At 51.3% G+C, this 25,108-nt stretch carries 23 protein-coding genes; 10 read left to right on the top strand and 13 right to left on the bottom strand.

From position 1 onward, the window contains the following. Positions 1-364: 364 nt before the first annotated feature. Entirely contained in the window at positions 365-1,492 is a 1,128-nt protein-coding gene (locus EBB_RS10360; protein WP_192393806.1) for an aminotransferase class V-fold PLP-dependent enzyme, read from the bottom strand. A gap of 251 nt (positions 1,493-1,743) precedes the next feature. On the opposite strand from EBB_RS10360, the gene EBB_RS10355 reads away from it, so the two are divergent. The 4 genes from EBB_RS10355 to EBB_RS25875 all read left to right on the top strand — a co-directional run bounded on the left by EBB_RS10355 (position 1,744) and on the right by EBB_RS25875 (position 4,141). Next, positions 1,744-3,291, top strand: a complete 1,548-nt coding sequence (locus tag EBB_RS10355; protein ID WP_192393805.1) for a cation:proton antiporter domain-containing protein — start codon at positions 1,744-1,746, stop codon at positions 3,289-3,291. A 146-nt stretch (positions 3,292-3,437) separates the two neighbouring features. Further along, on the top strand, positions 3,438-3,740 hold the full coding sequence (locus tag EBB_RS25885) for an oxidoreductase (RefSeq protein ID WP_229427569.1): 303 nt from the start codon (positions 3,438-3,440) through the stop codon (positions 3,738-3,740). Beyond that, complete coding sequence (locus EBB_RS26450) at positions 3,707-3,814, top strand: oxidoreductase (RefSeq protein WP_306789997.1); 108 nt, start codon at positions 3,707-3,709, stop codon at positions 3,812-3,814. The genes EBB_RS25885 and EBB_RS26450 overlap by 34 nt, the downstream gene beginning before the upstream one ends. Before the next feature lie 102 nt (positions 3,815-3,916). After that, positions 3,917-4,141, top strand: coding sequence for a hypothetical protein (locus EBB_RS25875; RefSeq protein ID WP_225587384.1), 225 nt, complete (start codon positions 3,917-3,919; stop codon positions 4,139-4,141). On the opposite strand, the gene EBB_RS10345 is transcribed toward EBB_RS25875, so the two are convergent. From EBB_RS10345 to EBB_RS10315, 7 genes are all read right to left on the bottom strand, one after another. Further along, positions 4,119-5,540 (bottom strand): mechanosensitive ion channel domain-containing protein, encoded by a 1,422-nt coding sequence (locus EBB_RS10345; RefSeq protein ID WP_192393804.1) that lies wholly within the window; start codon positions 5,538-5,540, stop codon positions 4,119-4,121. The two genes, EBB_RS25875 and EBB_RS10345, sit on opposite strands and share 23 nt — an antisense overlap. A 93-nt stretch (positions 5,541-5,633) precedes the next feature. Beyond that, complete coding sequence (locus tag EBB_RS10340) at positions 5,634-6,992, bottom strand: alginate export family protein (protein WP_192393803.1); 1,359 nt, start codon at positions 6,990-6,992, stop codon at positions 5,634-5,636. Positions 6,993-7,036: 44 nt separating this feature from the next. Beyond that, entirely contained in the window at positions 7,037-8,914 is a 1,878-nt protein-coding gene (locus tag EBB_RS10335) for an amidohydrolase (protein ID WP_192393802.1), read from the bottom strand. Between the two features lie 57 nt (positions 8,915-8,971). After that, entirely contained in the window at positions 8,972-9,637 is a 666-nt protein-coding gene (locus tag EBB_RS10330) for a hydrolase (RefSeq protein ID WP_192393801.1), read from the bottom strand. A gap of 229 nt (positions 9,638-9,866) precedes the next feature. Next, positions 9,867-10,691 (bottom strand): helix-turn-helix transcriptional regulator, encoded by an 825-nt coding sequence (locus EBB_RS10325; protein WP_225587383.1) that lies wholly within the window; start codon positions 10,689-10,691, stop codon positions 9,867-9,869. 111 nt (positions 10,692-10,802) lie between these two features. Beyond that, positions 10,803-11,381 (bottom strand): antibiotic biosynthesis monooxygenase, encoded by a 579-nt coding sequence (locus EBB_RS10320; RefSeq protein ID WP_192393799.1) that lies wholly within the window; start codon positions 11,379-11,381, stop codon positions 10,803-10,805. Positions 11,382-11,387: 6 nt separating this feature from the next. After that, positions 11,388-12,107 carry a pirin family protein gene (locus EBB_RS10315; RefSeq protein ID WP_192393798.1) on the bottom strand — a complete coding sequence of 240 codons (720 nt, stop codon included), beginning with the start codon at positions 12,105-12,107 and terminating at the stop codon, positions 11,388-11,390. 165 nt (positions 12,108-12,272) lie between these two features. On the opposite strand from EBB_RS10315, the gene EBB_RS10310 reads away from it, so the two are divergent. Beyond that, positions 12,273-13,163, top strand: a complete 891-nt coding sequence (locus EBB_RS10310) for a LysR family transcriptional regulator (RefSeq protein ID WP_192393797.1) — start codon at positions 12,273-12,275, stop codon at positions 13,161-13,163. Positions 13,164-13,404: 241 nt separating this feature from the next. Here the strand turns inward: EBB_RS10310 and EBB_RS10305 are convergent, their stop codons facing one another. Then, positions 13,405-13,590: a hypothetical protein gene (locus EBB_RS10305; RefSeq protein ID WP_192393796.1), complete on the bottom strand. Its 186-nt coding sequence runs from the start codon at positions 13,588-13,590 to the stop codon at positions 13,405-13,407. 287 nt (positions 13,591-13,877) lie between these two features. Between EBB_RS10305 and EBB_RS10300 the strand changes: the two genes are divergently transcribed. Further along, positions 13,878-14,330, top strand: coding sequence for a tellurite resistance TerB family protein (locus EBB_RS10300; protein ID WP_192393795.1), 453 nt, complete (start codon positions 13,878-13,880; stop codon positions 14,328-14,330). Between the two features lie 37 nt (positions 14,331-14,367). Continuing rightward, positions 14,368-14,724 carry a hypothetical protein gene (locus EBB_RS10295; protein WP_192393794.1) on the top strand — a complete coding sequence of 119 codons (357 nt, stop codon included), beginning with the start codon at positions 14,368-14,370 and terminating at the stop codon, positions 14,722-14,724. Between the two features lie 658 nt (positions 14,725-15,382). Here the strand turns inward: EBB_RS10295 and EBB_RS10290 are convergent. Further along, complete coding sequence (locus tag EBB_RS10290; RefSeq protein ID WP_195880870.1) at positions 15,383-15,625, bottom strand: hypothetical protein; 243 nt, start codon at positions 15,623-15,625, stop codon at positions 15,383-15,385. 12 nt (positions 15,626-15,637) lie between these two features. Between EBB_RS10290 and EBB_RS10285 the strand changes: the two genes are divergently transcribed. Beyond that, positions 15,638-16,714: a ParB N-terminal domain-containing protein gene (locus tag EBB_RS10285; RefSeq protein ID WP_192393792.1), complete on the top strand. Its 1,077-nt coding sequence runs from the start codon at positions 15,638-15,640 to the stop codon at positions 16,712-16,714. A 4-nt stretch (positions 16,715-16,718) separates the two neighbouring features. After that, the gene (locus EBB_RS10280; protein WP_192393791.1) at positions 16,719-17,636 is read left to right on the top strand and encodes a hypothetical protein; all 918 of its coding nucleotides are present in this window, start codon (positions 16,719-16,721) and stop codon (positions 17,634-17,636) included. On the opposite strand, the gene EBB_RS10275 is transcribed toward EBB_RS10280, so the two are convergent. The 3 genes from EBB_RS10275 to EBB_RS10265 form a co-directional block, all read right to left on the bottom strand. Beyond that, positions 17,633-18,577 (bottom strand): DNA cytosine methyltransferase, encoded by a 945-nt coding sequence (locus EBB_RS10275; RefSeq protein ID WP_192393790.1) that lies wholly within the window; start codon positions 18,575-18,577, stop codon positions 17,633-17,635. The genes EBB_RS10280 and EBB_RS10275 overlap by 4 nt on opposite strands. Before the next feature lie 607 nt (positions 18,578-19,184). Beyond that, positions 19,185-20,567: a hypothetical protein gene (locus EBB_RS10270; protein WP_225587382.1), complete on the bottom strand. Its 1,383-nt coding sequence runs from the start codon at positions 20,565-20,567 to the stop codon at positions 19,185-19,187. 2 nt (positions 20,568-20,569) lie between these two features. Further along, positions 20,570-23,083, bottom strand: a complete 2,514-nt coding sequence (locus EBB_RS10265; RefSeq protein WP_192393788.1) for a DUF2339 domain-containing protein — start codon at positions 23,081-23,083, stop codon at positions 20,570-20,572. 323 nt (positions 23,084-23,406) lie between these two features. Between EBB_RS10265 and EBB_RS10260 the strand changes: the two genes are divergently transcribed. Further along, positions 23,407-25,014 carry a methyl-accepting chemotaxis protein gene (locus EBB_RS10260; protein WP_192393787.1) on the top strand — a complete coding sequence of 536 codons (1,608 nt, stop codon included), beginning with the start codon at positions 23,407-23,409 and terminating at the stop codon, positions 25,012-25,014. Positions 25,015-25,108 lie beyond the last annotated feature (94 nt).

Here is a 25,108-nt window from a genome sequence, read left to right as displayed (position 1 = left end):
GTGTTCATCAAATGACTTAGACCGCACTTCCCGCGGCTGCAACCGCATCTTAAAGGGCGCCGTTGGCTTGTAAAAACATTCGGAGGGCAATCTCGAGATGTCCAGCGGTGCAGCCGGTTCTTGTAGCGGCACCGCCGAACCGGTTGGCGGTGTCTTCGCGGCCGCCGGATGTGTATTCGGGATATTGGGGGACGTGGGCGAGAGAATTTTATATGCCGCCGGGACTTTTTAGGATGCCCTCGCAGCGGCCGGAAACTCGCACGGGTGCTATGGAAGTCTGGGCAAAGCGGCCATCTATGCCTTCGGCCCGTTTAATCAGGCAAAAGTTAGCGAGAATATTCGTACAAATACAGTTCGGCGAATGCTATTCCGAAACGGCTGCGGCCAGTATTAGCGCCCGGTCCAGTTCCGCCAATGTATTGTAAAAATGCGCTGAAAAGCGAATCCCGCCGCCACGCAAAGCACAGACCACACCATTTTTTTGCAGATGCTTATAAAGCACCTCATTGTCTATGGATCGGTGTTTGAAGTTGACGATGCCGGACTGCAAACGGCTGTGCCGCTGCGACAGCAAAATCAGCTCGGCGTTGGCGCTGATGGCGTCGCGGAGGTAGTTGCTGCGTTCCAGAACCAGGGCTTCGACGGTCGGCATGCCGGTTTCCAGCAATAAAGACAAACTGGCCGACAAGGCGTGAATCCCCAACATGTTCGGACTGCCGCATTCGAAGCGGCGGGCGCTGGGATGGATCTCCCAAGGCAGGTTTTCGTAGTTGTGGGTGTCTTTCATCATGTGCCAGCCGTATTGGCTGAGCTTAAGCCGGTCGCGTGCGGCCGGGTTGGTGTAAAACACCCCCAGGCCTTCCGGGCCGAATAGCCATTTATGTCCATCGGCCATCACGAAATCGGCGTGATAAGCTTGTACATCAAATTGCACCGCGCCCAGGCTTTGAATCGCGTCGATGCAAAACAGGATGCCGCGCTGCTGGCAAAATTCGCCGATGCGTTCCAGATCCATGCGCAGGCCGGAGGCGAATTGGATGGAGCTGATGGTCAGCAAGCGCGTGTTGCTATCCACCAGCGCAAACAAGGCATCTTCCGGGGTTGCGGCACTGCGTAAATCGGCTTCTCTAAATTCGACGCCGCGCTCGGTCAAGGCTTGCCAGGGCAGGCGGTTGGAGGGAAATTCCTCGTTGCTGGAGACGATGTTGTCGCCGGCTTGCCAGGGTAAGCCAAATGCCACAAACGACAAGGCTTCCGAGGTGTTTTTCACCAGCGCAATATCGTTGGCCGAGGGTGCGTTCAGTAAGGCCTGCAATTGGCGGCGGATTTCATTTTCCTTTTTCAACCAATCCAGATAGTAATGCGAGCCGAACTGGCAGTTTTGTTCGGCAAATTGAATCACCGCTGTACTTGTGCGCTTCGGCCAAGGGGCCACAGCGGCGTGGTTGAGATAAATCAGCTCGTCGGTTAACGGAAATTCTGGATGCTTCATGGTGCGTACCGGTAAATGGGGCGAATCTGTAGGGATGATGCGGTAAAACAATCGGCCTATCAACCTTCTGTACAGATAATGGGCTTGCTCGGGCCGCTAAAAACTCGCCATGTCCGCGAAAACGGTAGTACGGTGATCGTCCGGCAATTCCAGGCTCAAGTGGCGTAGCTGTTTAAAAATTAGCCAGTAACCTTTTAAAACAGGTTACGATCCCGATATATTAAACGGCGTTTTTATTTTGGTTGATAGATATGATGGAATTAATCTGGATTAGTACGGCATATATCGCTGGTTTGGTAGCCAGCCGCCTGTCTTTTCCGCCGCTGGTCGGTTATTTGGTCGCTGGTTATGTATTGCATGCCTTGGGGATTGCGGTATTGCCGGATCTTCACCATTTGGCGGAGATCGGTATTGAATTATTGTTGTTTTCGGTCGGTTTAAAACTCAAGCCCAGTTCGCTGATTCGTCGCGAAGTGCTTAGCGTCGGCGGCTTGCATTTAATGTTGATGGCTTTGATTTCGGCGCTGGTATTTCTGTGGCTAGAGCAGCGAGTGACCGGTGGCTTGGTGCTGGGCCTTAGTTTGGCATTTTCCAGCACGGTGTTGGCAATTAAGGTGTTGGAAGATAACGGTGAATTGTCGTCACTGCATGGCCGGGATGTCATGAGTATCCTGATTTTGCAGGACATCGTGGCAATCGGTTTGCTGGCCCTGGCGGAAGGTAGGCAGCCTACGCCATGGGCATTGGCTCTGTTACTGGTGCCGCTGTTACGGCCGATAGCGCATCGGGTATTGTCGGTCAGCCGATCTTCGGAACTGAAATTGCTGTTGGGGGTAACGCTGGCGCTGGCCGGCGGCGTCGCCGCGGAAAGTGTCGGTATTGCCGCCGATATTGGTGCTTTGTTGACCGGCGTGATGTTGGCTAATCATCCCAGGATCAAGGAGTTAAGCGATAGGCTCTGGGGTTTGAAAGAGCTGTTTTTGGTGGCGTTCTTCTTGCAGATTGGTGTCAGTGACTTACCGAACCAGGCACAAATCATGGACGCCTTGCAATTGCTGGCGTTGTTGCCGTTGCAAGGTGCGCTGTTCTTTGGTCTATTTGTGGTCGCCGGACTCAGGGCGCGTACTGCTTTCGTATCGTCTTTGGCCTTGACGACTTACAGCGAATTTTCGCTGATTACCACCAGTGCGGTCGTCAAAGCTCAACTGTTGCCAGCGGAATGGAACGCTATCATCAGTTTGGCGGTGGCTGGTTCGCTGGCAATTGCCGCACCGTTAAACCGCTATTCCCATCGCTTGTTTTCCTGGGTCGAGCCACTGCTGGTGCGTTTTGAAAGAAAGTCCGACCATCCGGACCGCCTGCCGGATTCGTTCGGCGCCGCCGAATGGCTGGTGATAGGCATGGGCCGAACCGGTGGCGTGGTATATAAAACCCTGTGCCAGCAAGAGCAGCGGGTGGTTGGCCTGGATGCCGACCCTACCGTGCTGGAATATCATCTTGCCGCCGGCCGCCGCGTGCTCTACGGCGACGCCGAGGACACTGAGTTATGGAGCGGTTTACCCTTGCATAAGGTTAAAGGCATCATCCTCACGGTGCCGGCATTCGAGGTGCGCTTAACCGCGGTGGCTCAGCTTAGAAAGCGCGGTTTCACGGGGCAAATCAGCAGTATTTGTTATCACGGTGTGGAAGAGCAGCAATTATTAAAAGCGGGCGCCAATTTTGTGATCCATCCCTTGATTGAAGCCGGCAATCGCCTTGCTCACTTGATGCTGAATCGCCGGGATCAACCAAGCCAATGAAGGGCTGCTGGCGCTGGTTGGGCGATGGATGCCAGAGCGGATTATAGAGGCGTCTTATTATTAACGATACCCGGGTCAGTGCGGTTTTCCTTAAACCATTGACGATTGGCGCTAAGATTATTGCCAAGTGTCGGGTGAGATTATTAGTGAAAACCGGACTGATGATAAGTGAGTCCACCAGCGTCTCCGCGCAAGGCGTTGGCTATCCCGACACACTCGGCATTTGGTCGGAAGAACAAACCGACGGCTGGACCAAGGTCACCCAAGCCGTTCACGCCGCCGGCGGCCGAATTTTTCTACAGCTTTGGCATGTAGGCCGGGTTTCGCATCCGGATTATCTCAATGGCAAATTCCAGGTATCGTCGAGACTTAACGCAAGGACGCGGAAAACGCCAAAAGTGCCGGTTTTGACGGCGTGGAAACTCACGGCGCCAATGGCTATCTGTTAGACTCGTTTTTACCGGACAACACCAATAAAAGAAACGATGTCTATGGTGACCCAATAGAAAATTGCCCCCGCTGACTACTGGAAGTGACCGATGCTGTGATTTCGGTATGGGGTGCGGGTCGAATCGGCGTGCATTTTGTCCCCAGGAGACGCGCATACCATGGGCGATTCCGACCTTTGCACACTTTCGGCTACGTGGCGGAGCAATTAGGCAATCGCGGCATCGCCTTCATTTTTACGCGCGAAGCGCTCGGCGAAAACCGCATCGGCCCGGACTTGAAAAAACACTTCTTCTATCCGGCGCGGGGGTTAGGCATATTGCATGATCCGAGTCTCCGCAACAACCGAGATTACGGCTTGTCTGCAAAAATGGATAAGATCAATTCCCCCACAGCTTCATGAGCCGGCTTTTTAGCCATGTGACCGGATTATTGTCGAATTCTTCGGGGAGCAAACCCATTTTTTTCAACGACGATTGACAGAGCTGAATGTATTCCTGCCGCTTTAGCATTTCTTCGCTAACTGCGGCCTTGATTTGCGGATAACGGCTTAACAGGTCCCCAAAGTAATCCTCGGGTATTGTAAACAAAACGACTTCGCCGACTGCGCGCATCAATGTTGGATAGGGAATCTTTAGGAGTAAGGGCAGTTCGCCGAAAAAATCGCGATGTCGCAGGCTAAACAAACGCTGACTGACTTTCTCATTCTCGAATATCGCATCGACCTCGCCTTTGAGCATGACGCAAAAAAATGGAAAGTATTCGTCCTGTTTAACCAAAATTTCGCCAGGATTGAAATAACGCGGCGATCCCTTTTCTATCAGTTCGCGTATTTCCAGCTCATCGAAATGCTGAAAATAAGGCAGCTCAATGAGAGCATTGTGTATGGACGGCATGCTCGCCGCTTCCGGCGAACCGTTGATCAGGTTGGCGGCCGCATCGGTGGCAGGGTAGAGGTTACGGTTATTCGTCGGATGATAGGGAATTTTAATAGCGTGCCGTCGAAATAAGTATTCAATCCGAAAGTTTAACGCGCTTCTGATCTGGCTACGTTGATCGATATGATCGGTCCAAACCCAAAGTTCGAAATTCAATCCGATATCGCCAAACCCCAGAAGCAAGGCTTTGGGTGCCGGATCGCTTAATACGCTGGGTTCCTGGCTGGCGGCTTTCAATAACAACTCGGTCACCAATACCAGATTGCTCTGCTGCTCGACCACAACCGGAATTTCAACCCGCCCACGCTTGGCTTGATACCCCCACTTTTCCACGATATTGTTGGTGAGCTGAACATTGGGAATGATCAGTTCCGAACCTTGGAACGACGTAATCACGGTCGAGCGTAGAAAAATATCCCGGATGCGTCCTTCGCCACCGGCAAAATAGATAAGATCCCCCACTTTTAGCTTGCGTTCGCTCATCATGGTAATGCCGCTGGCGATGTTCTTGGTGATGTCTTGTAAGCCGAAGCCGACTGCGACTCCCAGACCGCCGAAAATGAGCGCCAGTGTCTCGAATTTGATGCCCATGACTTGCATGATCACTACGATACCAACCGCCACCAGCGTAAAGCCAGCGAGATTGGCGATCAGTTTGCGATCGCCTTCGTTGACAACCAGGCCGACCAACAAGCGCGTATTCAGGATATGGCGTATCCAGCGGACGACCAACAGCATCAACCCTAAACACAACGTGAATTTAGCCAGCCAAATGACATTGACCGATTGCGTACCCAGCGTAAATATTGGCGTTTCAAAGATTAGGAATGGTTGGGTTAGCAAGGTGGATGAATCGATAGCCATAAATTAACTTAGTCGTAAAAGCCGGAGAAATTTCCCCGATTATGGGGCAAACTCGCCGGCCATTGCATCAACCAGCCACAGCGGAACCTGTTTTTAGAATACTGCGTTGAATTGGGTACGGACGTAGTCGGTATCCCGTCCTCCCGCTTCGGTAATCACCTGTTCCGCAAAAAAATGGCTGTAACTAAAGCCAAGCGAAAAATGCTTATCGATTTCCCACTCTATATTGGTGGAAAGGGCTTGGGTGACAAATCGACCTTTGGCGCCTAGCGTCTGTTCCAACGGATTAAGTCCACGTGCATAAACTGCATCGTTGTTTGACAAGCGCCAGTAAAAATTCCAATCGACCGATAGCCTGACACTGGGCAGAGGCTGCAAGGACAGATTCGGCATCAAATTAAAAAAGTTCTGCGGCGCCAGTATCGCGGCTTCCTCAAAATACGTCAGATTAGGATATAAGGGATTAAACGTATTCAACTGCCGATCTTTGGCATTCCTGTCGCCACTGGCAACATTAGCGCTTAAACCTAGCCGGGGGCGCCAGCTCGGAATGTCAAAGGTATAGCCGGTGTTGGATGCCGCAGTCCAGGCATTGATAGTTAAGGGGCCGAAGCTGCCGAGTTGATAAATGCCTTCAAAATTCCAATCCCAGCCGAACCGCTTGCCGAAGACGCGGCTGCCGAACGAATGGCGGGATTCATCGGCGACCGTATTTTGATACTGGGCATCTTTGCGCTGCAGGCCGATGTAATAGATCTCGACATCGGTTGGCTTGAACGACCATTTGCTGTTCAGCCCCCAGAGTTTTTCTTGGGTATTTCCCCGGTCGTCGAAACTCGCCGGTGTTATCGCCACTTCTTCAAAACCGAACGCATCCAGATCTAGATAATCGTTTTTTAGCGAAAGCCGAACGCCATCGAAAGCCCGCCGCGCATTTTGGCCTTCACGTACGCTGATCAAACGGGACGAACCCAGCGCAAACTCCTGCCGGCCGACACGCGCAGTCAACGTTTGATACTGCAAATCGATAAAACCCTGCTGCAAATCCGCGCTATCGTTATCCAACGGCCCTTTCCGCAGACCCAGGTCATTAGATAGATAGCTGGCCAATTGCACAAAGGCCCTGACATGTTCGGTGGCATGCAGATCGGCGTGCAGCAAAAAGCGATGCAAAAATTGCTGGCCGTCGGTGTGCGTTTTCAGTCCGAACAAATCGTTGTCGTAGCTATTGAAACGTTCCCGAAAATTTCCGCCCAAGGATAAATACACGTCCTCGCGGTCGGCGGTCAGCGGCAGGTATTTGAGCGATTCGTAGCTGCTTCGCCGAGTTTGCTTGGCAAGGTATTGATAATTTTCCTGCCAGCGGTTGCTGTTAAAACCCGGCTCGGACTCTTGCGTGATCCCTGCGGTGCTAACCAGCGATAAGGCCAATGGAATGAGTCCGGGTTTCATTGGCAATGACCTCATTCGCGGTTTTGCATGAAGGCTAGCCGCTATTAGTAGGCAAAACAGCCGCAGCCCAGAGCCCACGGATTTTCAAACTGCACTTGTTTTCCAGCATTATCCAGCCCCAACCAGCGCGACAGTTTGCCATCTTGGCCTGGGTGATGACCGTGAATCGCACAGGCGTGCGCTGCGCATGAAGCGGCCGGTAATGCATAATGCGTTTGCGGCGTTTGATGGCCGCCGAAATAGCGCACCGGCGACCAATCGGGGCTGGCCGGCGGCAACGGCGTGTCGAACCGGCTGAAATCATCCGCCGCGTAAACGATTCTGCCGCCTACCATAGTCAGCAGCGAAGTAATGGCCTTGATGGCCTCGTCGGCGACGGTCATGAAATCGTGCGATGTCACGATCAGGTCGGCATACATGCCTGGCGACAAGGCGCCTTTTACGGTCTCTTCGTTCGATTTATACGCGCTACCGGTGGTCCACAGACGCAAGGCCTCCTCGCGTTCCAGGCAATTGCTTTCGCCGTAGAGCGGCAAGCCGCCGACCGTTCTGCCTGTCACCAGCCAATACAGAGAAACCCAGGGATTAAAGCTGGCAACCCGCGTGGCATCGGTGCCGCCGCCTACCGGGATGCCCATTTCCAACATTTTTCGCAGCGGCGGCGTATGCTCGGCTGCCTTTTTACCGTAGCGGTCTACAAAATATTCGCCTTGAAAGGCCATGCGGTGTTGTACCGCAATGCCCCCGCCCAAGTGCTTGATCCGCGCCAGATTTTTTTCGCTGACGGTTTCGGCATGGTCGAAAAACCAGCGCAAATCGTCGAAACGGGTGTCGCGGTTAATCGCCTCGAACACGTCAAGCGCCCGGTCTATGGTTTCGTCGTAAGTAGCATGCAGCCGGAACGGCCAGCGATTCTCCACCAAAAACCGAACCACGTCGCCCAGCTCTTTTTCCATGCTGGCCGCCATGTCCGGGCGAGGTTGCAGAAAATCCTCGAAGTCGGCGGCGGAAAACACCAGCATCTCGCCCGCGCCATTCTGGCGAAAGTAACTGTCGCCGCTGTAGGGTTTGACAACGCCGGCCCATTTCTGAAAATCAGCCAGCTCGCCGCCCTTATTTTGGGTAAACAAGTTGTAGGCGATGCGCACGGTCATCTGTCCGTCTGCATGCAGTCTTTCAATCACCTGATAGTCTTCCGGGTAATTTTGAAAACCGCCGCCGGCATCGATGCAACTGGTCACGCCCAAACGATTCAACTCGCGCATGAAATGCCGGGTGGAGTTGATTTGATCGTCCAGCGGCAATTTCGGACCCTTGGCCAAGGTCGAATACAAAATCATCGCATTGGGTTCGGCAATCAACATCCCGGTCGGATTGCCGTTGGCATCGCGCTGAATTTTGCCGCCCGGCGGATCGGGCGTGTCTTTACCGATGCCGGCCGCGCGTAGCGCGGCGCCGTTCAATAACGCCCGATCGTATAAATGCAGGATAAACACCGGCGTATCAGGGGAAACCGCGTTGATTTCCGCCAGGGTCGGCATCCGCCTTTCCTTAAATTGAAACTCGCTCCAGCCGCCAACCACCCGCACCCATTGCGGTGCCGGCGTTCTGGCCGCTTGCAGTTGCAGCATCGCCAAGGCATCGGCGATGCTGCCGACGCCTTCCCAGCGCAGCTCCATGTTGTAATTGAGGCCGCCGCGAATCAAATGCAGGTGCGAGTCGTTCAAGCCCGGCAGGACCCGTTTACCGTTCAAATCGATGGCGACGGTATCGGCGATCGCCAGCGCCTGGATCTGTGCATCCGAGCCCAGCGCAAGGACTTTGCCGGCGGCGACGGCGATGGCGCTGACCTCCGGCTGAACTGGATCCAGTGTCGTGATTTTGCCATTAAATAAAATGGTCTCCGGGCTATAAGGTTTCATATGCCACGCACCTCATCAAATGTATTTATCAGGGAAACGCATTCAATCCGCCGCCGTTTATTGATTGATTTTGTGTGGATATTTGGCGCGTTGCCCATAGTCGTGTACCAAGCTGGCCGCATAGTCGATACCCATGCCGTAAGCTCCAAAATGTTCGCGGGCAATATCCGTTGTGCCGACATAGGTTTCTTGACGACTCCAATCGCGTTGCAATTCCAAGAGTACCTGCAGCGAGGTGATCGACTCCGCCCCATGTTGTTCGGCGCGCCTGATGGCGGCATTGTGCGCTTCTAGCGAAGTACCGCCCGAGGCATCGGTATTCATGATGACTTCATAGCCTTCCGCCAGCGCGCAGATGGTTGGGAAAATCAGACAAGCTTCCGTCCATAACGCGGCCATCACCAATTTTTTCCGTCCGGTCTTTTTAACGGCGGCGACGAAGGCCTCGTCTTCCCAGCTATTCATGCTGGAACGTTCGATCGGGTCTTGCTGCAACACATCCATCAACTCGGGCCAAATATAGCCACTGAATGATTCGGTTTCGACGGCGGTGAGCACGGTGGGAATATTGAACAACTTGGCCGTTTTGGCCATCGCGACGACGTTGTTCTTGAGTAATTGGCGGTCGATATTAGTCACGCCAAAAGCCATTTGCGGTTGATGGTCGATAAATATAAACGCACAATTATCGGGGGTAATAAGTTTTTCGGTGGCTGCGCTCATTGATTGCTCCTTTAAACCAGATTGATTAAGTCAGAATTCACGGACTTGTATTTGACCAAGCTCTGAGACTTGGGTATTGAACAATATTGACTTTTTCTTAACAATTAACGTATAAATAAAATGGTTTAATATCGCTCCTGTAAACAAAATGGAAATCAAAAAATGGCTGAGCCGGTAGGAAAAGCGCTACAAAACCTATGACAGTAATCCGGCAGGTAAACAATCCAGATTAAACATTTCGAAATTGGCCCGGCGTTACCCCGACCTTTCTTTTAAACACGCGGTTTAGATGGCTTTGATCGGCAAAACCGCACAATATCGCAACATCGGTTAATGCGACTCCGGTAGAAATAAACTTTTTGGCTTGAATAATTCGATACGCTTGCAGATATTCGTGGGGCGTAATTCCCAAGCACTTTTTAAAATTTCTTAATATTACAAAAGGATTCGATTTAGTGACTTCCGAAAGCTCGTTCAGCGAAATATTTCGATTATAAAAAGTCCGCAAATATTCAATGGATACTTTCACTTTCCAAGGCTTTAATAGTTGCAGGCAACCGTAATGATTGCCTGTCACTTGCTGCAAAAACCGATTTACGAATAGAGCCAGACAAGTCGATTGCTCCAGAGCGCATTGGCTGGCTTCTAAAACTCTATGCGTATCGGCAAAGTAATTTCTTAAATATAGGTTATCAACAATCGGATTTTTAAAATCCAATACAAATTTGCTTAACTCATGTTTTTCGCAAAAATCGACCAGTTGCCGAGGACTTATTTTGATTTCGCGACAAATTGCACCGCCCTTGTTTATAAAAGCCGATTTCAGGGAGAATATTTGCCCCGCATCGCGCATCACTAGACAATTTGGCGTTTCAAGATAGTTCTGACCATTTTGCCGGCTTTTCCAAACCGCACCGGAAAAGCCGATAATGGAAATTTCATCGTGAAAGATTTTTTCCAGTGAAACCGACTGCTCTGGCGATATATCGAAGCGAGAAAAATGACATCCCTCAATCTGCCAGTTCAATATTTTGCTGGTAGTAGTTTGTCCCATAGTTCAATCTGTCCCGTTAATAAAGGTGATTTAAATAAGCTTTACCAGGACTGCGGTAACGATTGCCACAGTTCGCTGCCGTTGACTTACGCCCAAGACATAATCCGTACACTAACTTTTAAAAAACCATTTCGCGATTAGCCGGACATAGAGCGGCATAATCAAATACACCACCAAACCGACGATAACCAAAGCTAATACACCCTGGCGAATGCCGAACTCCCCCAGCTGCGGATACTTTTCAAACACAGGTTCCATCGCCGGCGGCACATACATCGTCAACGGCCAGATCACCGACGTCGTGACCAGCCATTGTTTCCAACGCCGTGGATGCTTACCCTCCGCCGGCGGGGTAAACCAGTAATCGATCCCGGTTTTGATGTCGATCGCTTCTTCGCTGTCCAGAATCCCGGTAATTTCCTGAAGCAACTGCTGGCGTTCCGGAGACAGCTGCCAGAATTCCAAGGCCTGGATACCGGCAAAACGCACCACGATCAGATACTCATTGTGACCGTCCGGCGGCCGGACGACTTGTACCCCCAAATGCCCCGGAAAGCTTGCCGCAATCGGCATGATTTTGCTTAGCCATCGCTCGTATTGCTGAAGGTTGCGCTTACCTTTTTTCAGCCGATGGCGGATGGCAAAAAAAACTTGTTCGTTGTTGAGCGGCGTTTGGCTGATTTCGTTCATGGCGCACTACCGGCTGGGTTTCTCATGCGGGCGTAAATCAAACACCAACACTTCGGCATTGTGTCCCTGTTGTATGTCGATTAGGCTCTCGCCGCGGATGCGGGCGCCATCGCCTGCGTGCAATACGGTGCCGTTCACGGTCAAGGCGCCGCTTACCAGATGCACGTAAGCATAACGGTTATCCGCAAGCGTTAATTGCGCCTGTTCGCCAGCATCGAAACAGCCGGCGTAAACCCGCACATCCTGGTAAACCGACAATGATCCTTCCGCACCGTCCGGCGAAATAATCAGCGCCAGCCGGCCTTGTTTTTGCGCGGGGCTAAAATGACTTTGCTGATAACGCGGCTCGACGCCTTTGCTGTTCGGCACCAGCCAAATTTGCAGAAAATGCACCAACTCACTCTGCGAATGATTAAATTCGCTATGAGTCACGCCGGTTCCGGCAGTCATTAACTGAACGTCGCCGGCTTCGATCACCGAGCCGTTGTCCATCGAGTCTTTATGTGCCAAAGCACCGTCGATGACATAGGTAAAAATTTCCATATCCCGATGCGGATGCGTGCCAAAGCCTTTACCCGGCTGCACAATATCTTCGTTGATCACTAACAAATCGGAAAATCCACTTTGCTGCGGATCATAGTAATTGCCGAAGGAAAAAGTGTGTCTTGAGAATAGCCAGTCGAAATGAGCGCTACCTCGGCGGTGGGCGGGACGAATTTCCAGCATGATCGAGCTCCTTTCAAAAATTTCGAATTAACATTCACTCAGCTTTGGTATGGAATATTGGGGTTTTAAGCGAGTGAAATTAGAATACTCCCGAATTTTTTTTATTTAAAACGAGTTATTTTGCTTTTAATATTCGATTTTTTCGAAAGTGGTTTTGGAGTTCGAATGAAGTTATCGCTGGAAGCTATTCAAATTATCGATGCGATCGACCGCACCGGATCAATGTCGGGCGCGGCGGAACAGCTGCATCGCGTGCCATCCACCATTTCCTATGCCGTCGGCAAATTGGAAGAACAATTGAATCTGAAGTTATTCGAACGCAATGGCCCCAAGCTTTCGCTAACTCCGGCCGGAAATGCATTGTTAAACGAAGGGCGTTTGTTATTGCACGCCTTTGGCGACCTCGAATCTCGGTTATATAAAATCGCTTCCGGATATGAAGCCGAACTGACCCTGGTGTTTGATTCGCTGATACCCAGCAGGGTGTTTATTAACGATTTGCATGAGTTTAATACCCTGGAATGCGGAACCCGCATTCGCGTCACCGCGGAAGTGATGAGCGGGGTATGGGAGGCATTACGTGAGGAACGGGCGGATATCGTCGTCGCCGTCGGCGATTGTCCGAATTGGAGCGGCTATCAAGTCAGGCAGATCGATACCGTGGATTTTGCATTTTGCGTCGCGCCCGTCCACCCGTTGGCCGCATCAAATCAGCCAATTAAAACCAACATGCTGCATAGACATACCGTTATCGCCGTCGCCGATAGCGCCCGGTCGCTGCCGGCAAAAACAGTAGGTTTATTGTCCGGTCAAAAACGCATTACGGTTCCGAATATCGACACCAAAATCCAATTTCAACGGGCCGGGTTGGGCTTTGGCTTTTTACCGCGACAATTAGTCGCCCACGAGCTAGAAACCGGATCGCTGATGGAATTGCAGGTTGAAGAAGCACGTCCGTCGGAACCAGTGTGGCTGGCAATGCGCACCGCAAATAAAGGTGAAGCGGCCGGTTGGTGGTACCAAACATTAAGCCGACCGCTGTTAAGCGATGTTTGAAATATCGGCGCATGCCGTCGCCCAAGCTTAGCGCCGGCTTTGCCGGTTATCGGAGGCGCGGTAAACTCATTTACCTACGTGGAGTACGCCTGAAAACCGTTCAAAGACGGCTTCAGGCGAATAAAAAGCTCTCCAAACGGGGGCATAACCGCTGAAACTCGACTTCGTGGTCAATTTCAGCGCAAAAAAATCAAGGTTACCGCGGGTAAGGGGAAATATTCGTGAGTTTTTCACCAGCCTTCTAAGCCGCTTTGCTGACAAACAAAACGATGTTGCTGGTGTCCATTGGTGGCCACGCCTGAAAATCAATGGGTAGTTCGAGCAATGGCCCGGTAACGCATGACTTCAACGAGCCATCGGTTGCGATATAGAGTTTTTTCGGCAATTTGGCTCTCTGATTGTCGATTTTGGCGGTTTTGCTGTTCATTGCGTTCAGGCTGGTGAATATCGGGAGACTCCACTTTATTGCCGGTTTCTTATTGCTACCTTAACCAACCATGGCACTTGGATTTTGGCAATCCCTGCCGGAATGACAATCTTCGAAATAGGGGCCGTGTAATAGGGTTAAGGAACCTCTGATTAATTCGTTAACATGAATTTCTGCGCCAATTAAATCAATGACTTGCATATTTTTTTTCTTGAAAAACTGAATTAATCCGAGGCTCCTTAACGGGTTATTTAATTGTCTGAAATGTATACAGGAAGCCCACCAACATGCTCGAGCAAATTAAACTGTTTTTTGAAAAACACCTGTCCTTACCGTCACCCGAGGTTGTAGCGGAAGCAAAGCTTCAGGAGGCCCTGACGGCCTTAATGACAGAAATGATGACCATGGACGATGTCTGTCAGGATGTCGAACGGACCAAGATTCTGTCCTTGGTGCAAAAGTGTTTTTCGCTCTCTGCTGAACAGGCTGAGGCCTTGATGACCAATGCGGAACACAAGCGTCAGCAGGCGGTTGATTATTATGAATTTACCTCAACAATCAACCAATGCCTTGGTCCTGAGGAAAAAATAAAGTTTGTTAAATCCCTCTGGCAAATCGCCTATGCGGACGGCAATATCGACCCGCAGGAAGAGTATATGGTGCGGAAGATTGCCGACCTTCTTGGCGTCTCGCATACCGATTTTATTCTGGCCAAACTGTGCGCGAATCCCAATCCCTGACTATCGCCGGACCAACACCTTTCAAAATGAATCACTCATGAAAAAGAGCAAGAAAAACAAGAATCTGTGGCTAAAAGAAGCTGAAATTGAGATCGGTGATTTGTATTTCACCACCGCCCAGCAATACCGTGCGGTCCTGGCGATCAACGGCGATTTTTTAATTTACGCACCTAGCTCGGAAGGCATGGACTCGCTGCCGCCGGATAGCCCAATGCCGTTTGCAAACTCGCCCGCTAAAAAATGCCAGATCGCCACCTTTGCGCAAAAAGAATATCAAGCATTCGATTGGCACGGCACGCTTGCCGGCAAACATAAACTCACGTCGTCTCAGATAGACGAGGCCATCGGCCAATGTAACGCCAAAGCCCAAATCGCCGGATTGATGGCTGAATAAGGTGCGTTGGCAAAGATCTTTAATAGTCTGAAATCCTTCTTTTTCTGGTTCCCAATGGATCTTGGGAGCGACATCTTGGAAATGCCGGCAGGGTACGCATCGCGTACCCTGGGCTGAATAAGGTGGTGTTTAAATGGCTGGTTTTAGGTGTGGAATTAAACCAATTCGGCTTGCCAGAATCGCTTTTTACCTTGTGCATACGGCTATCTAAGCTGGCGATTAAGGCAATTCGCTATTCCTGAGAAGGACTTTGATTTGCACGTTGACTTGGGCAGGTTTGAGCTTACAGCGATTTGCCTGGCGCGAATGGTTTTGAGGTTTGCGGGTAAGCCGAAACGCCTGCCGGTTGAGGCTAAAAGCTATTCGAAAGGAGCAAAAAGCGTGGCGATCGTAGCATTCAAACTAAGCGGCCTAGGCGCTGCGGCCGATCGGCCCGGGTGGTCGGCTGAAAAGTCTGCCGCGAGCCTTTGCCGGCAATTTTCAAAGATTCGTAGGCATCCAGGCAAAAACTCTAAATATCGCTACCTAATGCCATATAGGTATCGTCGTCGCGCGATAGCAAATCCCGTAGTCAATGTAATCTGGGGCGAAGCTGGTCGAGACTGGCTATATCGGCTTGCGCCTTGGTCATTTTCAGAATATTCCGTCAATGGTTGGGCTACGGCGACGTGAAGCCGGCGAAGTGGCGTTTCAAAGTGCTTAGGGCCGCGTTGATCTCTGCCAACGTCAACTCATCGAAATTTACTGAAACCGACGTCTGACTCGTCTCGATGTCCTGCATGGTTGCCAAATGTGCCAACAAGAAGCGCCAGTCAACATAATTGTCCAGAACAAAGCCTTTTTTCTGACGGATTGATAACGGATAATACTTAGCTACAGTTGGCTTTACGCTAAACATCATTTGGAGCAAATAATGCCAAATCAACAAGTCGAATTGATTGATACCAATCAGATCGATTTTGATCCAGAAAACCCGCGTTTTTACCGGCTGAACGATGCCCACTCAGTGGCGGCTGTCATTGAAGAAATGCTTGATGATGAAAGAGTTCAAGACCTTATGTTGTCCATTGGTCAAAAATACTACTTCGACGGGGAGCCATTACTGGTTACAAAAACAGGTGAAAGGTATACCGTAATCGAGGGTAACCGTAGACTTGCCGCCGTCAAGCTACTTAATGGCGAAGTACAGCCACCAAGCCGAAGAAAAAACAGTGTTGCTGCAATCAAGTCAGAATCTATTGTAACTCCGCCCAAAAAACTCCCATGCTTGATTTACAAAAGCCGCCGAGAAATTCTTAGGTATCTTGGCTATAGGCATATCACTGGAGTTCAACAATGGGACTCTCTTTCAAAAGCAAAATATCTAGCCCAACTTCGAGATGAATTTTACCCGAGCCTCGCTAAAGCAGAACAAATACGCTCTTTAGCGAATGATATTGGCAGCAAACCAGATTATGTGGCCCAACTATTAACCGCGTTATCGCTTTATATTCGCGCAGAAAGTTCAAAATTTTACGGGTTACCAATTGAGCAAAAGGACGTTTCGTTTTCATTAATTACAACCGCGCTTAGTTATAAAAAAATTGTTGAATGGTTGGGTTTGGAAGGTAAGTCGGATATCGAAATACCAAGCCTTAACGAAGAAAATCTCAAACGCGCGCTTGGCTGGATGTTCTCCAAAGACCAATTGGGCAGGACTGTTCTTGGCGAATCTCGCAACCTTTCAGAGTTAGCGGCGGTGGTTACAAGTGAAGATGCTATCGCTGTTCTCGAGGACACCGGCAAACTTTCTGAGGCGTTTCTTTATACCGACGGGCCGCAAATCGCGCTAGAAAAAGCATTAGAAGAAGTTTCGAAACGAACCGCCGTTGTTTGGAATATGCTGCCAAAAACAAATTCACTAACCAATGACAACTTGGATCAATCGGATAATGTCTTCGAGCAAGTAAAAGCGATCCGGAATTATATTCGGGATAAATTGGAGGATTAAAAGAGTGTTGGAAAACTTAGAAACGCCTCCGAGAGGAAACGATTCCTTTATTTGGACTGACTTTGCAGAATTACGGGCAATTCTCCACCCCGACAAATGTTTTAGCCGAGGAGATTTAAGCGGTATAGAAAAGCGTTGCCGCGACTTAGATATGGCTGGCTTCAAATCTGAGGAAAGATGGCGAGAGATTGTGAATTTTTCCGGAAACCGCCTGGCGGAATTTAACCAATTTTACCCTTTCAGTATTTCTCAGGACCAAGACACGATTAATTTTGAATTCGACGGCGGCTTGCCCCACATCGCTTATGTCGGCTTACTGATTGCCTCGTGTATGCGGAATATCGCCAGAAATAGGCAAGCTGAAATTGCCAGGGCCTTTGAAGAAACATGTTTTGAAATTTTTTTGTCGTTAATGCCGCCGGGCTCGGAAGTAAGGGCAACCTGGGCTAATGGAGGTAATACTGCCGTATATACCGGAACGTTATATGAAAAAATGAAAGCAATCGCTAAGGATCTGCGTTGTGTTCCAACCTTCAAAGAGCGGGATTTTAACCAACGTGATAGTGGTGACGGGGGTATCGACCTAATTGCTTGGCACCCTATGGCAGATGATAGGGCAGGAATGCCTATTGCTTTCGCCCAATGCGGCTGCTCCAGAGATGATTGGCGATTTAAACATTTAGAGGCCTCTTTAGCAAAACACGGCTCCAAATTTCCTGTGATGCATCCATGGGCAAATTATTATTTTATGCCTATAGACCTTCGCTTTCCAGATGGAGATTGGGCTTATAGAAACGATCTTGGACAAGCCATTTTTGTTGATAGGTTAAGGTTGCTCAGACTTGCCGAACAGAACAACCTATTTCAGAAGTTACCGGATATGCCTTATGTAAATGAAGCATTGCAAATTCAATATGCTTAATCCCAAACCGCCGGTAATGCCCTAGCCACTGCCTCAAACAAGGGTGGCGGTACCGCGTTGCCCACGACGGTATAGCGGTTGTTTAAGCTGCCCGCTGGCGTATCGGGAAATGCCATTCCCCGCTTAAAACCTTGCAGGCGGGCCGCTTCCCGGTAACTAAACCGCCTGGCTCTGTTTTCACTGGCAAAGCGCCAAACATTGTGTTCAAGCTTCACCAAATGTGGGCTCATGGGGTGCAATGGCATGTGGCGCGGGTTGGCCACAATGGTTTTTGACGGTTCGTCCCAGCCGCGCCAACGATTGCGGGACAAGTAATACCAATGGAAATCCAAATCGTAAAACTCGCCCTCTGGCCATTCTGGCATTCCCTCAAGCGCACCGCCTATGGTCGCAGTCGGTTCGGCTCTTCCCTCCCCATGCGTTGGTAATGGGAACCCATATTCCAACCCTAAATCGTTTCGTAGGCCAACGATAAAGATACGTCTCCGTTCTTGCGGGACACCGTAATCGGCCGCGTTCAAAACTTTGGTTTTCACGTTGTAGCCGGCTTCGGAAAAAACCTTAAACTGGTCTTCCAGCAAATGGCGGAAGTTTGCGCGCACCATGCCGGAGACATTCTCGACAATAAAAGCTTTCGGCTTGATTTGGTTGAGTGCTCGTGCAAACTCAAGGTAAAGGGTATTGATTTTCCGGGAAGGGTCTCGCACGCCGCCCTGGCTGAAACCTTGACATGGGTAACAGCCTACGAGCAGTTCTGCTTTTGGGAAAAACTCAATTTTTCTGACATCGCCCAACACATATTCAGTGCCGGGATGGTTGGCAATGTAAACGTCTCGGGCATAGGGCAAGATGTCGTTGGCCATCAGCACATCAAACCCTGCCGCAAGCAATCCGGCGTCAGAGCCGCCGCATCCGGAGAAGAGGGAAACTGCCTTAGGCATGGAAATCCTTGGAGTATTGGGGCATCAACGCTATGAACGACTGTTAAATACAGCGTATATTTTAACGGGTTAAAGCTCTGATTAATACCCAGCCAAAAGTAACACTGTCGCTGAAAATCTTGGAAACGGAGCGCCAGCGAAGTGAAGATTTTTAGTCCCCGATAGCCGTAGCGCCGGGCGGGTTTTCGCAGCGAAGCGGAGAAAACCTGCAAGGCACGCGACACGGCGTCAAGTCATGCGAGAGCCGATGTTTCGACCCCTTGTTGGGTCGGAACGAGGTGACGCGGACGAATCGGGGCGCCGAAGGCATAAGCGGTCGCGTGATTTTTGCCGATTTTTTCCTGCTGGGAAGCTCGAAAAAATCTTTCGGCAAAAATAGCGACTCCCCGACGCCCTCAACCAAGAAACTCAAGTATTGTTTCCCTAAACCGCTCTTGAGGCCTAGTTTCACACTCCCAGACCACTAACACGTTCCATCCCATTTCGGCCAATGCAGCTGTATAGTCTGCATCGCGCTGTCGGCGGGCATTATAAGCTTAGGCGCCCAATAATCCAGCCGCGATTCGCAAAGCGCGGTGACTTCTATCACCGGTTTATAACATTAATTTCATTCCCGCCCAGTCGAATCAGATAGATTGGCAACGCGCTTGCCGACCCGAAACAAACTCCAAGCCAGCACGACCACCATCAACGTGATGACAACACCCAGAAACCACGAGCTGTTCAGCAGTTTAGCGACATTGAAAGGTTGTTCGCCGATTGTGGCCTCGGTTTCCGGCCCCAATCCGGCTCGGTTGCTTGGGTAACCGCGGCGTAATAATTCTTGGATGGGTGCCGTGTCGTAGCGCGGCGCGGCGGCGGTTTCGGCGCCGTATTTGAGTTGGTAGCTCAGGCCGGTTTGCGGCAAGAACAGCATTTGATAGCCGGGGCCAGTGCCGGCGACGGTGTTGATATGCAGTTCCGGGTTGTCCTGGTCGCGAATCACAATGCGGTAGCGCGCTTGCCGTTGCTCCGGAAAGCCGATGGTGGTTTGTTCGCGATTGATGTCTTGATAATGCAGGGCTTCCAGGATGCCGCTGCCGATGGTCTGCATTTGAGTTTCCAAGCCTTGCGTCAGCGGGATTTGTACTTCGGCTTGGCGGCTGAAATTTGGGGTCATGATTTGCAGCTTCAAACCGTTCAGCGGTTGCCGCAGCGTGTCGACGTCGATGATAGTGGCTTTATGTGCGGCATCGAGTTTGATTTTAAAACTGGCTGGGTAATCAAATGGCTGATCGGTGTCGGCCACGGTTTCACCTACGTTGTGCCAGAGCTCTATACGCTCGACATGCAGCGGTTCTTTGATTTGTTGTGTGGTTTCCTGGCGTTGCAATTCCTCGCCGCCGCGCACGGTACGGGTCAATTCCAACAGTTCGGCAACCCGGGTTTGGCTGGCTTTGGCGACGACGATTTTGAATTGCCGGAAGCTATTCGCCGGCAACTCGACATCGTGATTACCGACACTCATATAACGCGAATAATCATAAATCTGCGCGCGCTCGACCAGAAGTTGCCAATTCTCGCCGTCGTTGGAACCGTGAATTTGCAAGGCGTATTCGAAGTCGCGCTGGTCGGTGAGCAGACTCAGGCCATTGGCGTTGGCGGCATTTTTGTCCAGTTGCACGGTCACGACGAAGCCTTCGTCCTCGTCGCCGAATTTTTGCAAATCGATGGTCTTGCTGGTGCTGGCTACGCGCTTACTGACCGTTTTCTGGCTGGCGATTTTTTGTAGTAAATACGGGGTTTCGACGCCGTTTTGATCGATCAGACGCAAGTCGCGAAAATCGGCGGCGGTGTTGGCATACACCGCGCTGTCCAGCGGCACGGCCAGCAAGCTTTGTTGCCCGTTATCCTGGGCCAGCACTGGCCGGCTGAACCGGTAAGCCGGGGTTTCGTTAGCCCAAGCCTGTGTCAAAAACAGGCTGCATAACACTGCAAATTTGGCGATCATGATCATGTTTTGTTTTCGGCATTGCCGATAAAAGTTTGTTGATAACGCATGTAAAAAAACGCGCCGCCCAGTGCCAGCATACCCAGCACGATAAAAGCGACGATCCGGTAAATTTGCTCCAGTCGGGCCAGGTCGATGAAAAATACCTTCCAGGCTACCAGGGCAAACAGCGCCAGGCCAACCAGACGCAACCCGGCAATTTGCCGCTTGATGCCATTGAACACCAACGTCAACGCAAAGATCGACCACAAGATCGACACGCCGCCGGAACGCAAACCCGGCACATATTGATACAGTAGCGAGTTGATTTCCAGACTTAAAAAAGTAAATAACAACACCAGCGCCGCGCCGCCCAGCCACTGGCGGATAGTGCCGCTGTCGGTTTCGTGGTCGGCCAGACGGCGTAAGGCGAACAGCAAAAAGGCTATGGTCGCCGCGAAATCGAGTAAACGCATCAAGGCCAGTTCGAAGGAATAAGCACCACCGTAACGCAAGCTCCAGAGACTGTCGCCGGCCGCTATATGGCCCAGCGTCAAATCCCAGGACGGCAGATCGAACAACAACATCTTCAGGAACACGCCGATCAGGAATAGTCTTAATGCCTGTAGCAGCCAATCGCCCGTGCCGGCCACGTAACGGCTCAACAACAGCCAGCACAAGGCCAGCCAGACCAGGGTCAGCACCGGCAATTGCAAGGGTGGATACAGATAGGCAAAGCTGCGGAACAACTCCAATTGCAGTACCACAAACAGCAGGCCGCCGCCGATCAACAGGATGATTTGCAACAGCAGATTGTCTTTCAACCACAGCGGCACATCGTTGCCGGCATCGCAAGCCAGCGGCGAAGCGGGTGCCGGTTTTTCGATTAGCGTATACGCCAAAGCCAAAGACAAGATGGGGATACCGAAGCTGATTACCCGTTCCAGCAAGCCTAGCAAAAAGGCGCCGAACGATTGCTGGCTGTCCATTGTCATGCCGTATTGGCCGGGCAAGTCCATGAAACAAAAGCGCACCAGCACCAGTGCGTACAGCAGATATGCCACTTGCTGTAAAAACGCGCTGCGCAATTTGCCCGCCATCCACAGCATCACCAAGGCCTGCAAAGACCAACTGACGGTGATCCATTGATTGGATAGCAGCAAGGGTAGGGTGATGGTCACAAAAAATGCCGCCAAGCCGATGAAGCTGATCAGCAGTTCTTTATCGGCCACTTTTCTTGCCAGACAGTAATACACATGGCCCACATAAAACGCCGCCAGCGCCACGGTCAGTAAGGCGGTCCAGATCTGGCCGTAAGCCTCGTCGATTAGATGATAAGCGGTGCCGAAGAAGATCGCGGCGTTGACGATCAGGCCAATCAAATCTAGCAGGGTCGATTTGCTGTGGTTGACCAGGCAGAATAGAAACACCGTGGTGGAATACAGCACAAAAAAGCCGGTCAAGAACGGCAAGACCTGCCAGAAATACTCGACCTGATAATTTTGCATCGAGCCGAAGAACAACAGGTAATTGAAGAAAAAGCTCAGGAAGTTTAATAAATGCCATTGCTTGTACCAGTTGATCGCCAGGATGCCGGTACCCAACAGGAGCATGTAACTGAATAAGCCTGGGAAATTGACTTGGCCGGTGGAGAGCATGATGGGGGTGCAGTAGCCGCCGATGATGGCAAAAATGGCCACCAACATGGAATCCAGTTTGATCGCCAAAAACGCGGCGCAAGCCGTTACCAAAATCATTAAGGCAAAGGTCGGGTAGACGTCCAGCAGATGGTAAAAACTGTGCGCGGCAAACACGCTGAAATACAACACCGCGATGCCGCCGCCCAGCAAACCCTGGCTGAACAGATGGTAGGTGCCGCCGACCAAACGCACGCCGCCGACAATCATGCCGACACCGGCCAGTACCGATAAGGCTACTCGGGCTTGTTCGCCGAGCAGGCCGTTGTCGATGGAATATTTCAGAAAAAAGCCGATGCCGGTCACCAGAATCAATACGCCGATGCGCAGCAACCAATTGCTGGCCACGGCGTATTCCATGGCCACGCCTTCCGGCCTGTGGCCTTCGCCGACGATGATCCAGTTCCAGATTTCTTTGAGGATTTTCTGCGCCGCCAATTCGAAACGGCTGGGTTCGGCGGGTTGGCAGGTGTTTTGACTCCAGGGATTTTCCTGAGGTGGCTCTGCAACCGGTGTCGGCGGCGTTGCGGGTTTCGGTGGCGCCGGTTCCGCAGGCAGTTGGCTGTCGGTAATATCGAATATCACCTGTGCCGTTGCCGGCGTTTGCGCCTCAAATAATGCGGGTTGCGGCGGCGTTTCGCTGGCGGGCATTACTGGCGCCTTTGCCAGCTCGCGCAGCAGTTTGCGGTCTTCGCGCAGCTCTGCTTCTATCTTGCGCAAGGTCAGATTAAGGTCATCCTGGTTGCGTCTTTGGCGGCCCATTAAAACGGTCAACATCGCGATGATGACGATGGGTACCAAAATCAGGACAAAAGCGATAAAACCGAAGAAATCGTCCACGGCAACTCTCCAAGGCTGGGCAAACGGCGGGTTATTAGGGTTATCAAGCAAGCTTTTCAGGTTACGGCCGGGGCTTCCGCGTGACGCGGGCAAGGCGCTGGGTTAAGCGTCAACCGGCAAAAGCACTCGTATTCGTGAGCGGCGTCACTATTCAGAATAACCGCTTGTCGGGCAGATTGCTATATAAGGCTCGTGCGGTAAGGATTTGTTCTATGCTTGAAGCATGGATTTTAAAGGTAAGCTTAAGATTACATATAGATTTTCCACAAGCTGCCGACAACCCAAGGTGTAGCACCACACACTCTAATACATTGGCTCATCTCATGAACAAGAACTCCACAATCCAATCCAAAATATTGCTAAGCATCGCCAGTGTATTTTTGTTGCTGATGTTTGTCAGCACACTGTTCATGGCGGAAAGGCAAAAAGACATGATACAAACTCTGGCGACCGATAAAGCCCGGGATATTGCCAACAGTTATTTCGACGGCGTGAATACGCTAATGCTGACCGGCGCGATGGCGCAGGGTGAAGTATTGCGCGAAAAAGCCCTGTCGCATGGCAATGTCACCGAAGTGCGCTTAATTCGCGGCAAGCAGATTACCGATTTTTATGGTCCCGGCAAAACCGAGCAAAGACCCCTCGATAATTTGGATGACCGCGCGCTGGCCGGTGAAAGCATCATTCAACCGGGTAACGACAAAAACGGACGCTTGATCACCGTGTTGGAGCCGGTTAAGGCTAGCGCCAATTTTCGCGGCACTAACTGTCTGACTTGTCACACGGTGAGCGAGGGGACAGTGTTGGGCGCAGTGCGGGTGAGTTTTTCGTTGGCGAATCTCGATGCGCAGATCAATCGCGATTTGGTGATTGCTTCGGCTATTTCCTTGGTGATGTTTGCCGGTGGTTTGTTGCTGGTCAACATGTTGATGCGCAAAATTGTAGTCAATCCACTAGTGGCCATGCGCGACACGGTTAACGCTATAGCCGGACAGTCGGATTTACGCCAAAGGTTGCAAATCGATTCCGGCGATGAAATCGGCCAGGTCAGCGAGTCGTTTAATACCATGTTGGCAAATTTTGCCGGTAGCTTGGGGCAGGTGTCTTCGGTCAGCCAGCAATTGGCGTCCGCTACCAACCAAATATCCGGTGTGGCTCGGCAAACCTCGCAAGCGGCCACGCAACAACGCAGCGAAACCGAAACGGTGATTCAAGCGATACACGAACTGGAAAATTCAGTGCAGGACGTGCGCGGCGGGGCGACCGGTGCCGCGCAAGCGTCCGTGGAAGCAGACCAGGAAGCCGCGCAAGGTGCTGCGACCACTAAAAATGCCATCAACGGCATCAACGAGCTGGTGAATGAAATCGACCGCGCTGCCGAAGTGATCAAACGTCTGGATCAAAAAAGTAACGGTGTCGGCGCGGTGTTGGATGTGATCAAAGGCTTGGCCGAGCAAACCAATTTGTTGGCCTTGAATGCCGCCATCGAAGCCGCCAGAGCCGGCGAGCAGGGGCGCGGGTTTGCGGTGGTGGCCGACGAAGTCCGCACCTTGGCGACGCGTTCGCATAAGGCAACCGAGGAAATTCAAAGCATCATCGATCAATTGCAACGCGAAGCCAAAGACGCGGTGACGGTGATGAACAATGCCAAAAACAGCGCCGAGCAGCGCCGCGAACAAGTGCAAAGCGCCGACCAGGGTTTAAGCGCAATCGCCGAACGGGTGACGCAGATTCGCCAATTGAACTCGCGCATGTCGCAAGCGGCCGATAACCAAAGCCGCGTTGCGCAGCACGTGGGGCAAAGCATTGCCAATATCGGCCAGCTGACCGAGCGTACCGCGCAGGATGCCGCGCAAACCAATGCCGCTAGTAACGAATTGGTGAAATTGGCCGCGCAATTGAATGAGTTGGTGAGTCAGTTTAAGCGATAGTCTTGTTCAGCTGCGATTGACAGTGGCATCAGCCCGCTTATATAGTTCGACATATGAGTAATCCTATCGATACAAAAAACAGACACCTATGGCT

The organism is Methylomonas fluvii (assembly GCF_014850975.1).
In the GTDB taxonomy this organism is placed as follows: Bacteria; Pseudomonadota; Gammaproteobacteria; order Methylococcales; family Methylomonadaceae; genus Methylomonas; species Methylomonas fluvii.
This window is presented reverse-complemented; position numbering and strand designations above follow the sequence as displayed.